Consider the following 15,758-nt stretch of genomic DNA (forward strand, 5'->3'; position numbering starts at 1 on the left):
AAAACATAATGCTTTTACCGATTACTTTATTTATTTTTTTCGGGTTCTATGGTCTGTACAATACCTCAAAAAGGGCCGTACTGAACAATACCAGGCTCGATCTATGGTTGCAAAAGCACTGGAAATTCTCAAAGTTGACGGGTGTGGTATTGCTCCTTGTCGCACACATTCTTTCATGCCTGCACTATGGTACCGCTGCAGGAATTTTTGTGGCGCTTATTATCTTGATGACCATAGCTTGCCTGATAATCTTATTGTTTCCATTAATGGTCAAAAAATAATCCTATGCCGGCCAATCCTAAATATCTTACACGATCCCCTTGGCAGCGTTTTGCCAAAATAACCGCTGCCATATTGGGGAGTTATATGGTAACCACTGTACTTCATCTTGCCCTGGCCATTTGGGTGGATAAAGTGGATGTAATCATTACCAGTACCTTTTCGTCATTTATTCTCTGGGCTATTTTGATGGTACTGACCTTTTTGGCCAAAAACGGATGGAAAATTTGGGGGTTCTACATTCTGGCAACCCTTATATTAATAGGGGTCATGTATTTGGGGAAACTAGTAAATCCAACAATAGTATAAGCTATGGGACAGCGTACCTACAACATCCTCTTTCATACCCATACCGTAAGCGGTATAGTTATCAGTGTAGCCCTGTATGTTATTTTCTTTGCAGGATCTTTTTCTTTTTTTAGGGATGAGATAGCCAATTGGCAATATGGACATACTACCGAAGTGTTGGACGAGATTCCGGCCGATATCAATTCGGTAATAGCGGATATGGGACCGGAGCATAGATTATTTGGTCGGGACATCACTATTTCACACTATTATAATGAGAGGAAAATAAATGTAAGCATAGGGGCCTCCAAAGATACCCTGGTTATGGAAAATGAAGGGCAGGGATCTTTTTATTATTATGATACCAAAAATGGTAAACACTCCAATTATCAGGAAAATTATAGTCTCGGCGAGTTTCTTTATAGACTGCATTTTTTAGATCAGATACCTTATCCTTACGGTCGCTATTTGGCCGGTCTGGTGGCCTTTTTCTTTCTATTTGCAATAATTACAGGTGTAGTGGTCCATTGGAAGAAGATAGTTTCCAATTTTTATCTTTTCCGGCCCAGGGCCAAATTGAAAACGCTTTGGACCGATTCCCACACGGCCCTAGGGGTTATTGGGCTTCCTTTCCAATTGGTATACGCGGTTACTGGTGCCTTTTTTCTGCTAAAGTTCCTATTGATAGCTCCTAGCGTAATGGGACTTTATGAAGGGGATCAAAATAAATTGTTCGAGGATCTGGAGTACGACCAACCAACCTTTACGTTCATGAACAAACCTTTGCAAACAGATGTTGATCTGAATGCCTACATAGTAAAATCCAAAGAGGACTGGCCCGAATTTCATGTCACCAAGGCAGAAATATTTAATTACAGGGATGTCAACATGCACCTTTCAATAACGGGAAACTTGAATTACCGGGCTAAATTCAATGGCGTTGGGAACATTATTTACAGAATTGCGGACAATAGTATTGTTCATTTAAAAAATCCTTTAAAGAACACTACCTATCTCGATGGCGTAAAAAATGTCCTTTTCAGATTACATTTGGGAGACTATGCCGGATTGGGACTTCGGATTATTTCCTTTATTCTGGGCCTTATTTCCTGTTATGTAATCATATCCGGTATCATGATCTGGCTGGTTGCCCGGAACAAAAAGCAACTTCCTGAGAAAAAAAGACGATTTAATGAAAATGTGGTCCGTTATTATTTGGCCATTTGTTTAAGTATGTACCCAATAACCGCATTGGAATTTATCTTGGTAAAGATATTTCAGCCCAATGAGGGAAAGGTCTTTATTTATAGTACTTACTTTATTGGATGGCTATTGCTGACCATTTTCTTGATTATAAGGAATAATAATGGCTTCACCAACAAAATCACTTTGTTGATCGGTAGTGTTTTGGGTCTAATGGTACCCATTACCAATGGACTCGTTACTGGAAATTGGATTTGGACCAGTTATTCCGAAGGCTCCGAACAAATCCTGTTCATAGATGTTATGTGGATCATAATATCGCTTATAGGTTTATGGGTGGTTTTTCTATTGAATAAAAGGGAGCGGCGTAAAAAGGTAGATGTATCCTAGTGATCATATTCCCATTTACCTCCCCGGCTCCCACTCTTTCATCATATCTTATTTATTTTTAATAACAGCTATCCTAGGATTAACGGATATAGTTGTTGTTCTGGACAATTACAAAATCACCTTCCTGTACAGGGAAACGGGATCCGGGCCTTACCGGAGATTTCGGAAAAAGAATCAGGAGATTAGATTTTGGTCATTTATGAAAGCATAATGGTTAGCTATTAGAGGGCATCCCATTATAAATTTGCCATGTCAAAAACAATGATCAAACACCTTAAGAAGAAAAAAATGATGAAATTTAATTTAAATACCCGAAAAATTTCCAAAAGTATTTTGACAATAGCAGGTTTACTTGTGGTTGTAATAATGATTGTCGCTTTTGCTTCCGGTAATGGGGAAGTAAAGGAAACGGCGAATGTTCCACAGGCCTTGCCAGTAGAAGTATCCTTGCCAATTTTTGAAAAAATAACCGAATGGGATGAATATACCGGCCGTTTTGAGGCAAGTAATCGAGTGGAAGTACGGGCCCGTGTAAGCGGATTTTTGGAAAGTGTCAATTTTGTAGATGGACAAAAGGTAAAAAAAGGGGATGTGCTTTTTACAATTGATGATAGACCTTTTGAAATTGCCTTGGATCAGGCAAATGCAGATTTTAACCAAGCACGGGCATCCTTAAAAACGGCAGTGGATAATTTTGAAAGAGTAGAATCACTACGTGAATCCGGAGCGGTGTCCATTGAGGAATACGACCGTAGAAAACAGGCATTGGAATATGCTAAAGCCAGTGTTCAATTGTCCCAAGCGCGGGTAGATAATGCGAAATTGAACTTGGAATTTACAAAGGTAAGGGCGCCAATGGCCGGTTTGGTAAGTAGGGATATGGTGAACGAGGGCAATTTGATCGATGGTGGCACTGCCAATTCCACTTTGTTGACCACTATTGTTGCCACAAGCCCTATCGATTTTTATTTCACGGGAAGCGAATCCGATTATTTGCGATATGTACGTCTTGCAAGAAACGGGGAACGAAGCGCTGCCCGTTCCGAAGGAATTCCAGTATTTATTAAGCTGCAGGATGAGGAGGATTTTGTCCACGAGGCAAAAATGGATTTTGTGGACAACGAACTGGATAACGGCACCGGAACCATCGAGAGTCGCGCGGTACTTGAAAACAAGGATCATTTGTTGGAGCCGGGAATGTTCGGTAAGGCAAGGATAATGGGAAGTGCCGAACATGATGCCATAATGGTTCCGGATGAAATAATAGGAACCAACCAATCCATTCGTTTTGTATACGTTTTGGGAGATGATAATTTGGTAACCACAAAGAATGTCTCCTTGGGACCATTGCACTCCAACGGATTAAGGATTATAAGGGACGGAATATCCCGAGAGGACAAATTGATTACCAATAACATTCAAAAAATAAGGGAGGGAGTTGCCGTAACCCCAATAGAGACCCAATTGCAAAAAGACAATTCGGGAGAGTTGGCGGCTGCCAAGATGGAGTAATAGGTATCCCTTAAATAGAAACCAAAAAATATTAATGGAGTCCCCTTTGATTGCTCCTTCCACATCCATAAAATGGAGGAAGGGAAGGAGCAAGGGGGATACCATTGTTCAATTGTAGATAAATTATGAAATTCAGTCACCTATTTATAAAAAGACCCATTTTTGCTGCAGTACTGAGCGTACTCATACTCATTGTGGGCGGTCTGGCATATGTATCCTTACCAGTTTCCCAGTTTCCCGATGTGGCGCCACCAACGGTTGAAGTGGTAGCATTATATCCGGGAGCAAACGCCAAAACGCTTTCGGAAACTGTGGCAGCGCCCTTGGAAAAAGAAATCAACGGGGTAGAGGGCATGATCTACATGACCTCCCAATCTTCCGCAGATGGGCGTGTAGTGCTGCAAATAGCCTTTGAGCTCGGAACCGATCTGGATAGGGCACAGGTGCAGGTTCAGAACCGTGTCGCCATTGCGGAACCCAGGTTGCCGGAATCGGCCCGTCGATTGGGAATTACGACCAAAAAAATATCACCCGATATCCTCCTGGTGGTGAATATGTATTCACCGAACAAGACCTATGACCAGACCTATATGGGGAATTATGCCACTTTACAATTGAAGGACCAATTGGCCCGTATCAAGGGTATTGGCGATATTCAGATTTTTGGGGCTGCGGAATATGCCATGCGGATATGGTTGGATCCCGATAAAATTGCCAATTTGGATCTTACCGCCGGGGAAGTGGTAGCCTCCCTTCGCGCCCAAAATATACAGATTGCCAGTGGTACCTTGAATACCTTGCCATCTGGCCAACAATCGGCTTTCGAAATCAACATCCAGACCCAGGGGAAGCTGGTTAGCACACAAGAGTTTGAGAACATCATTATCAAGTCGGACGGCAACGGCAGAATTGTACAATTAAAGGATTTGGGAAGGGTGGAATTGGGTGCCCAAAACTATGCCACAAAGGGATATTTGGGTAAAGACCCTGCCATTGCCATGCCTATTTTTCAACAACCTGGGGGTAATGCTTTGGAGACTGCCGCGGAAATTAGGTCCAAAATGGTGGAACTGTCCAAGAATTTTCCAGAAGATCTGGAATATAAAATAGCTTATAATCCTACGGAATTCATCCAAAAATCGGTAGATGAGGTGTACCGTACTATTTTTGAAGCGGTCATTTTAGTGGTCCTGGTAATATTATTATTTCTCCAATCCTGGCGAGCGGCCATTATTCCAATTCTGGCAATACCCGTATCCCTTATCGGAACCTTTGCCGTTATGCAGGCCATAGGCTTCTCTTTGAACAACCTAACCTTGTTCGGTTTGGTATTGGCCATCGGAATTGTAGTGGATGATGCCATTGTAGTGGTTGAAAATATGGAGCGGTATCTGGCAAAGGGACTATCTCCCAAAAAGGCTGCTGTGAAGACCATGGATGAGGTAGGAGGTGCTTTGGTGGCCATTGGTCTGGTATTGATAGCGGTTTTTATTCCAACCGCATTCTTGGATGGTATTTCAGGACAATTTTACAAACAATTCGGAATGACCATTGCGGTGGCAACGGCCATTTCGGTATTCGTTTCCTTAACATTGAGCCCAGCTATGGCCGCTTTGCTGATGAGGCATGAGGAAAAAGACCATAACAAAAAGACGCCGGTGTTGCTCAAACCTTTTGTTTTTGTTGGGAATACCTTTAATAATTTTATGGAAAGGATTTCTGTAAATTATGGAAAAGCGGTACAAAAACTCATCAGAACCTCAATTATGGTATTGTTGGTGTACGGCGGACTGGTTGTGCTTACAGGAGTTGAATTCAATAGGGTGGCCAAAGGATTTATTCCGGCCATGGACCAACAGTATTTTATTACGATCGTACAATTACCGCCGGGTTCTTCCCTGTCCAGAACGGATAAAGTGATGCAGAAGGTGTTGGACATTGCATTGGATGTGGATGGAGTTGAAAATGCGGTTGCCTTTACAGGTTTTGATGCGGCCTCCTTTACGAATGCTTCCAATGCAGCCGCGGTTTTTTTACCTCTGGAAGATTTTGAGCTAAGAAGAAAAAAAGGTCTGGAGTATGAAGCCTTGTTGGGTACCCTACAGCAAAAATTGGCAGGGATAGATGATGCCGTGGTTCTGGTTATCCCTCCCCCTTCCGTGCGGGGTATCGGCAATGCCGGTGGATTTAGAATGATGGTTCAGGATAGGGGGAATGTGGGAACGGATGAACTCTTGAAAGCCACTTATGCATTGGCCGCTGCCGCCAATAATGACCCCATTATTAATAATGTATTTACTTTTTTCAACAACCAGACCCCGCAACTGTATTTGGATATAGATCGGGTCAAGGCAGAGAAATTAGGGTTGAATGTGGGCGATGTATTTCAGTCTTTGGAAATTTATATGGGTTCTGCATTTGTAAACGAATTTAATTATTTGGGGAGGACCTATCAAGTGACTGCACAGGCCGATGCACCGAACCGTTTGACACCCGATGATATATCGCGGATCAAGGTCCGTAATAAAGAGGGGGAAATGGTACCGCTTGGTACGATCACCACCCAGCAAAATATTTCAGGACCCTCAAGGATCCCAAGGTTCAACTTGTATCCTGCCGCTTCCTTAAATGGAAATATTGCTCCCGGATATAGTTCTGCGGAAGCTTTGGACAGAATGGAGCAATTGGCAAGTGAAATTCTTCCACAAGGTATTTCCTATGAGTGGACGGAATTGGCCTATCAAGAAAAACAGACGGGAAACACGGCGGGCATTGCATTCTTATTGGCAGTTGTATTTGTTTTTCTATTGCTGGCCGCACAATTTGAAAGTTTGGTGCTTCCACTGGTAGTCATATTCATTGTTCCTATGGTATTATTGTCGGCCATGATAGGCATTGACCTGGCAGGGCTGGACAATAACATAATGGTACAGATAGGGTTAATAGTGTTGGTAGGATTGGCGAGTAAGAATTCCATCCTTATCGTAGAGTTTGCCAAGCAATTGGAAGACCAGGGCAAGGATTTGAAAACTGCGGTAACGGAAGCCGCTAAATTAAGGTTAAGACCCATTTTAATGACTGCTTTGGCATTTATTTTAGGGGTTGTGCCTTTGGCCATTGCCACTGGTGCGGGTGCAGAGTTACGGGTGTCCTTGGGGATTGCGGTATTCAGCGGGATGCTGGGGGTAACCCTATTCGGGATTTTCCTGACACCGGTATTTTATTATTTGGGAAGAAAATGGACCTCCAGACCTTCCCGGTCCAGTACCATTGAACCGGCTCCATCAGGCATTGAAAATACTGAATTAACTTAAAATTTTAAAAAATGAAGAATTTAATTATAGTCGGCATATTGACATTCCTATTGGTTTCCTGTGGAATTACCAAACGCAACTTTGAAGTGGTGCCCAAAATGAATGTCCAGGAGGATTTCTTTAAAGTGGATAGTTCCAGTGTTTTTACCAAAGTGGCTACGGCCCATAATTGGTGGTCGGAATTTAACGACCCTATTTTGGACTCCTTGATAGAAAAAGCAAGAAAACACAATTTGGATATCAATGCTGCCATAGCGAACCTTTATGCCTCACGTGCTTTGTATAAAGAAACAAAATGGGATAGAGTGCCAACCGTGACGGCCAATGGAAATTATACCAGAACCCGCCTTGGAGAAAACGTTTTTGTGCAGGGAAGTAATCCTACTTATAGCAATTATAACGGTAGTTTTGATGCCTTTTGGGAGGCCGACCTGTTCGGAAGGGTTTCCAATCGCATAAAAGGGGCCTATGCAAACAACCAATTGGCGCAGGCCGATCTGCAAGGGATGTACGTACTTATTTTTGCCGAAGTGGCCATTAATTATATGGAATTGAGGGGATCGCAATACCTCTTGGATATAGCGCACCGCAACCTAAAAGGGCAGCAGGAGACTTATGATCTAACGGTCAAATTGTCGGAGGCCGGTACCAGTAATAGTCTCGACGTTTCCAGGGCGTTGGCACAATTGGAAAGCACACGGGCTACCATTCCTCCCCTACAGGCAAGGGTGGAGGCCTTGAAGAACAGTTTGAGCGTACTCATAGGGGAAGTGCCGGGCAATCTGGATGCCACCATGGTGGCCAAGCAACCTTTGCCAAGTCTGCCCTCTTCGGTAGCTTTGGGAGATGTAAACGAATTATTACGTCGCCGTCCGGATGTACGCAGGGCAGAAGCGGCATTGCAAATTCAAATTGCCAAGTACAATTTGTCCGTTGCCGAACTTTATCCCAAAATTCAATTCGGCGGATCCATAGGATTTTCGGCCGTTGATTTTTCAAATTTTGGAAGCAAGGAATCCTTTACATGGAGCGTCATGCCCAACATTAGTTGGGCCGCCTTTAATTTGGGAAGGGTAAAACAGCAGATAAAGCGGAACGATGCCCTGACCTTGGCGGCACTCAATCAATATGAAAAAACCGTATTGCAGGGACTGGAAGAAATCAGTACGGCGCTGAGCAATTATTCGAACGAATTGCAAAGAAGGGAAACCTTAAGAACCGCTTCGGAGGCCAGCGCAGAGGCCGCCAAATTTGCCAAACAGCGGTTTAATGCCGGCCTCGATAGTTTTATCGACTTTTTAAGTGCCGATAATGCGCTTCTTCGATCCGAAAACTTGTTGGCCGGAAGCGAGATTTCTTCTGCAACATCGCTAATAGCAATTTATAAGGCCTTGGGAGGTGGCTGGGAAATTATTTCCGAAAATGAATTGAACAATAAATTTGAACAAATGAAAGATGCTGGGGAGCGTTCCAAATAAGGGCCTAGTGTGGTGATCTGTAAGAAAGATAACTAAAATTTTTCTTCTATATTTTCTTTGGACTAGGCAAAATTTGCAAGCATAGCAGTAGCTACGGTGAAAAATTTTAACAAAGTACAAAGGAAAAAGAGTGGAAAATTAGTTGGCTTTTTTACGGGTCACCACCTAGTTTTATGGATTGGATCGGAACTGCCCTTTTTCTATATGGAATGGGGGCAGTTCCCTTTTTTCGTGAAAATGAATATCCTCTGAACAAAGTTTCCTCAGTTTCTCCACTGCCCGACTACTTGGTTCCCGTCCGCACCGGATACGGGCGGACAGGCGGGCTTTAGGGTCGGGGTAAAAAATTGAGGGAAATCTTGCGGAAATAATTTTTGTTATGTACTCAGCCATATTTTATACTTTTATATGATGATCAAGACCGAAATTCCAGTATTTGAAACTAGCAATGATTTTCATGAAGCTATTGGATTTCCCCATAGAAGCCATATCCCTAATTTTGATGTGTACGCATTTGAAGGGATGGAGCCTTCCGCTAGGCGGTGCATGCCGCCCTACCGACAAGGATTTTATTATATAGGTTTATTGAGCTATGTAGGGGAAAGCAAATTGAACCTGAACACGGACTGGCTAAATTTAGAAGGGTATCCGTTACTGTTTGTGGTACCTGGACAAGTTTTTTCATGGGTATGGGATTCAAAAATAGCGGGTTTTAATATCATGTTCAAAAAAGAATTTCTGATGAATGTGGTGCCCAATTTAATTGAGGATTTTCCGTTTCTGAAAATGTCCGAAAACAAAGTGTTGGTATTGACAAAAGAGGAGCATGAATCCCTTTCCTTTGATGCGGAAAGAATACATTCCGTATTTATGAACCCCCACCCTTACCAAGAGAAAATGCTGGAAGGCATGCTGCTCACATTTTTGTATTACTGTAAAGCCGTGTACGAGCGCTACAAGACCACCGAAAACCACCTAACAAGTGCTCAATTGATCACCCAAAAGTTCGAAATCCTAGTGGATAAAATGTATGTGGATACCAAGAACGTCAGTGATTATGCCGATCAACTCAATATTACGCCCAATTACCTTACCACTACGGTTAAAAAATTAACGGGTAAAAGTGCCAAGGATATCATTCAGGAAAGGCTGCTGCTGGAAAGTAAAAGCCTATTAAAATTTTCGGGTTTGGATATTGCGGAGATTGCCTATAGGCTCAATTTTCAGGAGCCTACCCATTTTACGCGGTTCTTTAAAAAGTTAAGCGGGACAACACCCAACAAATTCCGCCAATTGGACTAAGGTACGTACCATTCGAACCCCTGTGTCAGATCCCAAAGAAGAAGTCGCCATTTGGGTCATTTATAAAAGGAAAGTGGTTCTTTTTTGAGATTAATATTAGTTAAATTTGTACAATTAAACAGTTGTTGCAATGAAAGTTAAAAGAATAGCCGTCGTCACAGAATCCGGAAATGGGTTGGGAAAGGTATTTGCCAATATTTTATGGAACAATAATTATGAGGTGATCCTTGCAGCAAGTAAGAAAAGTTACGAATTGCTTTCCCGGGACGGAGGGGTCCTTCATGATTATAAGTTGGTAAAAACAGATTTTACCTCTGCGGAAAGCCTATTGGAATTAAAAACAAAGATAGAGACTGAATTTGGGCGATTGGACCTATTGGTCAACAATGCCGAAATAGCCAATGGTTTTGGTCAAAAAATAGATCAAATAGACATTGATGAAGTGAGACAGCTCTATGAGACAAACTTATTTGCCGTCATCAGGATTATCCAAATAGTTAAGCCTTTGCTTGAAAAAGGTATGGATCCCAGAATCATTAATATGACAAGTGCAATGGGCGATATTAATAAAATGAAGGATGATCGGTTCTGCTATTCCAATTATTGTATGACCGCTTATGCCACTTCAAAAGCAGCATTGAATATGTTTACACATTTGCAGTGCAAGGAGTTTAAGCCTTCAAAAATCAAAATTAATAGCTTCGACCCTATTGCCTTAAAAAATTGTACCCATAACTCCGTTACCATCTGCGATGGCATTAAGGATGATTTTATTGCACTTATACAACATGAGGCATCTTCAATTGGGTAAACGGCCCTTCAAAAGCTTTATCAAATCTGCAGCTTACCCTAAGCATTAAAAACTGATATAGGCCTTAACACCCTAAAAAAGGCCTCCGGAAAATATTCCCTAACAATTCCCAAAAATCATAATTCTTTGATCCGTTTTATCCAATTTTCCCAAGGTAGTAAATCATACTTTATTGGTGTTTTAACAAAAAATTAACAGCTAAAAAAACACATTTAATTTTTGATTCAATACGTTTGATAACGGGTCTTCAAAGCCATTCAATATGCTAATATTCCATCATAAAATGAGAACTTAAACCAAAGTTGGGAATATATTTTTTGAAAATGGCCATCAAAAAAGGAAATAGCAATGCCTATTGTATAAATTTGACCTTATTGCGTAAATTTTTATTAAAGTACGTTATGTTAACCAATTTTGATAATTAGGGATATTACATTTCATGATCAAAGGAATCCTGTTTGCAATTCTATTTTTATGGCCGGTCGCGCAGGTGTTTGCCCATGGGGATTTAAGTATGCGTATAGCTGAGAAGACTATAGAGATATCCGAAAATCCGGGCAATTTTGAACTGTACTACGAAAGGGGACTGTTGTACCAACAGCATATGGAGTACAGCAATGCCCTGGAAGATTTTATTACATCCAAATCTTTGGGAAACACTGGGAAGGCCCTATATTATGCGATTGCCGAGGTACATTATTTAATCGAAGATTATGGGGAGGCCTTAAAAAGTATCGTCTCCTATTTGGAATTGGACAGCATCAATGTAAAGGCCAAAAAGCTGGAGGCCCAAATACTCTTCCATCTAAAATCATACAAAAAATCCTTGGAGGCCTACCGTTATGTAATCCATACTATGTCCGATGCCCGCCCCGAGGATATTTTGGAATACGGTAAGCTTATACTCGCTGAAGACAATAAAAATTATTCGGGTGCCTTGGAGGCGATCCAGTACGGTCTGGAACAACTTGGTCCGCATACCATATCGCTCCAACTTAAAAAACTGGACTATTTAATAGCGTCCGGTCAAATTGAAAAAGCATTGGAACAATACAACTATTTTATCCTTGAATATAATAGAAAGGAGTTCTGGTATTTTAAGAAAGCGAAGTATTTAGCGGAAATCAATAGACCACATGAAGCCTTCATATCCCTTAAATTGGCTTCGGTTGCCATAAGGCAACTGGATACCAAGTTTAAAAATATGGACTCCGTAATTATTTTGATAGAACAGATTAAAAGCTTGGAAAACTCCCTTAACAACCAAAAATTATGATTAAAAGAAGTACCTATTTGTTAGTCGCCCTATGTTCGGCGTATTCATTAGCACAGACCTCCGTTGTAGAAAAACCCAATGTAAGTACCGTTGCATCGACGGCAAATGTAGGCCTTCCACAGCATATTGCTTCGGAAGTGGTAGAAAGAGGCCCGTATTTGCAAAGCGGTACCCCTACAAGTGTTGTTGTAAAATGGAGAACGGATGTTGCAACCGAATCCGTTGTGCGTTACGGAACAGCATTAAATTCCTTATCCAAAAAAGTATCGAATAAGCCTTTGACCACTGAACATGAAGTTACTTTATCTGGTTTAAGTCCGAACACAAAGTATTATTTCAATATTGGCAATCGAAAAGAGGTACTATCCGAAAGCACTTCGGGCGATATGTACGTTATTACGGCACCGGCCGCAGGAACCCAACAATTTGTTCGTGCATGGATCTTGGGCGATGCGGGTACTGCCAATAATAATCAAAGGAACGTACGGGATGCGTATTACGATTATGTGGATGCTGCTCCCCAAAACAAAGGCAAAACGGATATGATGTTGTTTTTAGGGGATAACGCCTATGGCAGTGGCACCGATGAAGAATATCAAAATGCGCTGTTCGACATTTATGACGATATGTTGAAAAAATCCGTAGCATGGTCCTGCTTGGGAAACCACGATGGCAAATCGGCCGATTCCGCAAAACAATCCGGTCCCTATTATGATATTTTCACCTTTCCCACTGCTGCCCAGGCCGGAGGAATTGCATCGGGAACAGAGGCGTATTATTCTTTTGATTACGCCAATATCCACTTTATAATACTGGACTCCCATCATACAGGTAGGGAAGTTGGAGGTGCTATGTACAACTGGACATTGACCGATATCCAAAACACAAAACAGGATTGGATTGTAACATTGTTCCACCATCCGGTATATACCAAAGGATCCCATGACTCCGATACAGAAGATCGACTTATAGAAATGAGGGAAAACTTTATGCCCATGATGGAAGCCAACGGGGTGGACCTTATTTTAAACGGACACAGCCACTCTTATGAACGTTCGTATTTTTTGAACGGCCATTATGGATTTTCCAATACGTTTAACCCGGATGAAATTTCCAAGGGGGGCCATACCGTTGGTCCCAATGGATTCGGGGACGGGAAAGTGGACAGCAATGGAGCCTATCTAAAAAACAGTGCAGCTTCTGAAGGTGCCGTCTATATTACCACAGGGTCTGCCGGTAAAATATCCGGGGGCGATCTAAACCACAAAGCCATGTCCGTCTCCTTGAACCAACTGGGATCCTGTGTTATGGAGGTAGAAGATGATGGTAGGGGAGGACAAAACCTGACCGTAAAGTTTATAAGGGATACCGATGGTATAGATGATTATTTCACCATCAATAAATCAGGTTTGGACCTAAAAGCCGAAGGTAAGGAATCCGGATCAAAAAGTGAAGGGCTATTATATGAGGCCGACAGGGATTTGGTCCAGTTGAAATTGGATGAAAATGAGCGACTTAAGAAAGTTAAATTCTACAACAACATAGGAAAATTGGTGAAAAAAAGTAGAAGGCAGACCATCAAGGTAGGCAAACTGCCCAAAGGCTTGTATATCATTGAGGTCATAACCAACAAAAGGGCATATAGCGAGTCAATTACGATAGAATAGTTTGGCCAATGGAGTTCCGTTTAAAATGACCTTTCAGAAGTAATCCATGGAATGGATTTACTTAAAGAAGTAAAGTAGGGACAAAGGTCAACCAACTACTCATATACAATGAAATTGGATTCCTGCCAGTAAAGGCAGGTGGTTTGTGCCGGAATGAAATTCCAGGACAAGGACCGGATAATAAGTTGGCGGTAAGCGATTGGCAGTGAAATTCAATTTTTTGCCAACTGTAAACTGCCACTGCCAACTCTGGATACCCAAAACTAGATAATAAAAACCCATAAAACGGTAAGAAGCTTTAGTTAAGAATGAAAAGGACAAGCATTTTATGGGAATCTATTTTAATTGGCCTACTGATGTTGTCCGGAGGCAGGACCACCATCCCATACCAAAAAGATACTATTCCGGAAAAGGTAGCGGCATTATATATAGCCAATTTTCACCAATTCCAAAATGAGGTAGATGCTTTGGCGGCCCAGACCAAGAATACCAATTCTATTAATGAATGGGAGGTACTGAAAAAGCAGGTTGAAAGCACCAGGATGGCCTATAAGAAGATCGAGTTTATTTTTGATTATTACCAAACCTCCTACAATGGCACTTATATCAATGGCGCACCTTTGCCCAAGGTAAACGAGTATTTTAAAGCGGATAGTGTTATTGCACCGGGGGGGTTACAGGCACTGGACGAAGCTGTTTTTGAGCCTGCTTCCGATGAAAACTTACAACACGTTCAAGTATTGGCCAATGCACTTAAGGAACGGGTAGATTTTATCGCAAAAATACATTTACCGGTGCAGTTAAAGTCGAGCCAAATTATTGAGTGCATCCGGTCCGGCATCGTCAGGATCTATACCTTGGGCCTAACAGGTTATGATACGCCAGGATCTGTAAATGGTCTGAAGGAAAGTTATGTGGCTTGGGAAAGCCTTGAAACCACATTTTTATATTTTGAATCCGGGATTTCCTTGGAAGCCAAGGCCCAAATGGACGCGATAAAAAAGTATTTTACAAAGGGTAGGAAGATGTTGGGCGCCAAGACCAATTTTAATGATTTTGATAGGTTGGGATTTTTAAAGGAGGTGGTCAACCCTTTGTATGCGGCATTGTTGGAATTTCAAAATGCAAATAACATTATCTTGGAACCTTATAAAAAGCATGCCCAGAACTATGGGGTCAAGAATATATTCGATATCGGTTTTATCAATACGGATTTTTATTCCGAATATGTTTACCTGCCATTGGACAACCCCAAGACCATCGGGTTGGGCAAACAGTTGTTCCATGATCCACAGCTTTCCAGGGACAATGTTATGTCCTGTGCCAGCTGTCATAATCCAATCAAAGGTTTTTCGGATGGTCTGCCCAAAAGTGTTTCCAATCGGGAAGGGGTTTTTACATCAAGAAATGCCCCTACTTTGGTAGATGCTAGCTATTCCACACGCTTTTTTTGGGACATGCGTGCCTTTGACCTGGAAAAGCAGGTGATACATGTTATAGATAACGATTTAGAGTTTAATACCGATTTTGATGCTATTATCGATAAGCTGAAAAGAAATGACCATTACAATAAATTATTTAAGGCCGCTTATGGGGGCATAGACAAAGAGGATATCAATCAGCGTTCCATTAGCAATGCCATAGCGGCCTATGTAAACTCTTTAAAATCCTTCAACAGCCCGTTTGATAAATATGTACGGAACCAAACGGAGGATTATTCAGAGAATGCCAAAAGGGGATTTAATTTATTTATGGGAAAGGCAGCTTGTGGAAGTTGTCATTTTGCACCGGTGTTCAATGGTACCGTTCCTCCTTTTTATATGGAATCGGAATCGGAGGTGTTGGGCATTACCCAAGGTTTTGATTCCATTGCCCCCAGGTTGGATACAGATTTGGGACGTATGGGAAATGGGCAGAAAGTGGACGATCATCCCTTTTTTAAGAATTCCTTCAAAACGGTAACGGTTAGGAATGTGGCCTTGACGGCACCGTATATGCACAACGGATTATTTAATGATTTGGAAGAAGTTATGGCATTTTATAATTTGGGGGGAGGAGCAGGAATGGGGCTGGAGGTGGAAAACCAAACTTTGCCTGAGGCGCCTTTGGAGCTGTCCCAACAAGAAATTGAAGATATCATTACTTTTTTGGAAACCCTTTCGGATCCACCTGCATACAAACTTAATGGGGATTGAATGGTCCGTGGTCAAATTGTTGTGCCTTGTCCCAAGGAAGCTG

11 protein-coding genes are annotated in these 15,758 nt (G+C 41.8%); all 11 read left to right on the forward strand.

What is annotated here, in order from left to right:
* The first annotated feature begins 8 nt into the window (after positions 1-8).
* The 11 genes from D0S24_RS13840 to D0S24_RS13900 all read left to right on the forward strand — a co-directional run bounded on the left by D0S24_RS13840 (position 9) and on the right by D0S24_RS13900 (position 15,715).
* Positions 9-281: a hypothetical protein gene (locus D0S24_RS13840; protein ID WP_117020464.1), complete on the forward strand. Its 273-nt coding sequence runs from the start codon at positions 9-11 to the stop codon at positions 279-281.
* Between the two features lie 4 nt (positions 282-285).
* On the forward strand, positions 286-588 hold the full coding sequence (locus tag D0S24_RS13845; protein ID WP_117020465.1) for a hypothetical protein: 303 nt from the start codon (positions 286-288) through the stop codon (positions 586-588).
* Positions 589-591: 3 nt separating this feature from the next.
* Positions 592-2,160 (forward strand): PepSY domain-containing protein, encoded by a 1,569-nt coding sequence (locus D0S24_RS13850; RefSeq protein WP_117020466.1) that lies wholly within the window; start codon positions 592-594, stop codon positions 2,158-2,160.
* 288 nt (positions 2,161-2,448) lie between these two features.
* Positions 2,449-3,672 carry an efflux RND transporter periplasmic adaptor subunit gene (locus D0S24_RS13860; protein WP_117020580.1) on the forward strand — a complete coding sequence of 408 codons (1,224 nt, stop codon included), beginning with the start codon at positions 2,449-2,451 and terminating at the stop codon, positions 3,670-3,672.
* Positions 3,673-3,797: 125 nt separating this feature from the next.
* Positions 3,798-6,986, forward strand: a complete 3,189-nt coding sequence (locus tag D0S24_RS13865; protein ID WP_117020468.1) for an efflux RND transporter permease subunit — start codon at positions 3,798-3,800, stop codon at positions 6,984-6,986.
* A gap of 11 nt (positions 6,987-6,997) precedes the next feature.
* Entirely contained in the window at positions 6,998-8,464 is a 1,467-nt protein-coding gene (locus D0S24_RS13870; RefSeq protein ID WP_117020469.1) for an efflux transporter outer membrane subunit, read from the forward strand.
* A gap of 408 nt (positions 8,465-8,872) precedes the next feature.
* A complete protein-coding gene (locus D0S24_RS13875) occupies positions 8,873-9,766 on the forward strand; it encodes an AraC family transcriptional regulator (RefSeq protein ID WP_251795791.1) in 894 nt (297 codons plus the stop codon).
* A gap of 130 nt (positions 9,767-9,896) precedes the next feature.
* The gene (locus D0S24_RS13880) at positions 9,897-10,577 is read left to right on the forward strand and encodes an SDR family NAD(P)-dependent oxidoreductase (protein ID WP_117020471.1); all 681 of its coding nucleotides are present in this window, start codon (positions 9,897-9,899) and stop codon (positions 10,575-10,577) included.
* Between the two features lie 439 nt (positions 10,578-11,016).
* The gene (locus tag D0S24_RS13885; RefSeq protein ID WP_117020472.1) at positions 11,017-11,853 is read left to right on the forward strand and encodes a lipopolysaccharide assembly protein LapB; all 837 of its coding nucleotides are present in this window, start codon (positions 11,017-11,019) and stop codon (positions 11,851-11,853) included.
* A complete protein-coding gene (locus D0S24_RS13890) occupies positions 11,850-13,520 on the forward strand; it encodes a metallophosphoesterase (RefSeq protein WP_117020473.1) in 1,671 nt (556 codons plus the stop codon). The genes D0S24_RS13885 and D0S24_RS13890 overlap by 4 nt, the downstream gene beginning before the upstream one ends.
* Before the next feature lie 308 nt (positions 13,521-13,828).
* Complete coding sequence (locus tag D0S24_RS13900; protein ID WP_117020475.1) at positions 13,829-15,715, forward strand: cytochrome-c peroxidase; 1,887 nt, start codon at positions 13,829-13,831, stop codon at positions 15,713-15,715.
* Positions 15,716-15,758: the final 43 nt, after the last annotated feature.

This window comes from Arenibacter sp. P308M17 (assembly GCF_003426735.1).
Lineage (GTDB): Bacteria > Bacteroidota > Bacteroidia > Flavobacteriales > Flavobacteriaceae > Arenibacter.

Coding starts and splice junctions, on each gene's coding strand:
- D0S24_RS13840 (WP_117020464.1), top strand. CDS start 9: ATGCTTTTACCGATTACTTTATTTATTTTTTTCGGGTTCTATGGTCTG.
- D0S24_RS13845 (WP_117020465.1), top strand. CDS start 286: ATGCCGGCCAATCCTAAATATCTTACACGATCCCCTTGGCAGCGTTTT.
- D0S24_RS13850 (WP_117020466.1), top strand. CDS start 592: ATGGGACAGCGTACCTACAACATCCTCTTTCATACCCATACCGTAAGC.
- D0S24_RS13860 (WP_117020580.1), top strand. CDS start 2,449: ATGATGAAATTTAATTTAAATACCCGAAAAATTTCCAAAAGTATTTTG.
- D0S24_RS13865 (WP_117020468.1), top strand. CDS start 3,798: ATGAAATTCAGTCACCTATTTATAAAAAGACCCATTTTTGCTGCAGTA.
- D0S24_RS13870 (WP_117020469.1), top strand. CDS start 6,998: ATGAAGAATTTAATTATAGTCGGCATATTGACATTCCTATTGGTTTCC.
- D0S24_RS13875 (WP_251795791.1), top strand. CDS start 8,873: ATGATGATCAAGACCGAAATTCCAGTATTTGAAACTAGCAATGATTTT.
- D0S24_RS13880 (WP_117020471.1), top strand. CDS start 9,897: ATGAAAGTTAAAAGAATAGCCGTCGTCACAGAATCCGGAAATGGGTTG.
- D0S24_RS13885 (WP_117020472.1), top strand. CDS start 11,017: ATGATCAAAGGAATCCTGTTTGCAATTCTATTTTTATGGCCGGTCGCG.
- D0S24_RS13890 (WP_117020473.1), top strand. CDS start 11,850: ATGATTAAAAGAAGTACCTATTTGTTAGTCGCCCTATGTTCGGCGTAT.
- D0S24_RS13900 (WP_117020475.1), top strand. CDS start 13,829: ATGAAAAGGACAAGCATTTTATGGGAATCTATTTTAATTGGCCTACTG.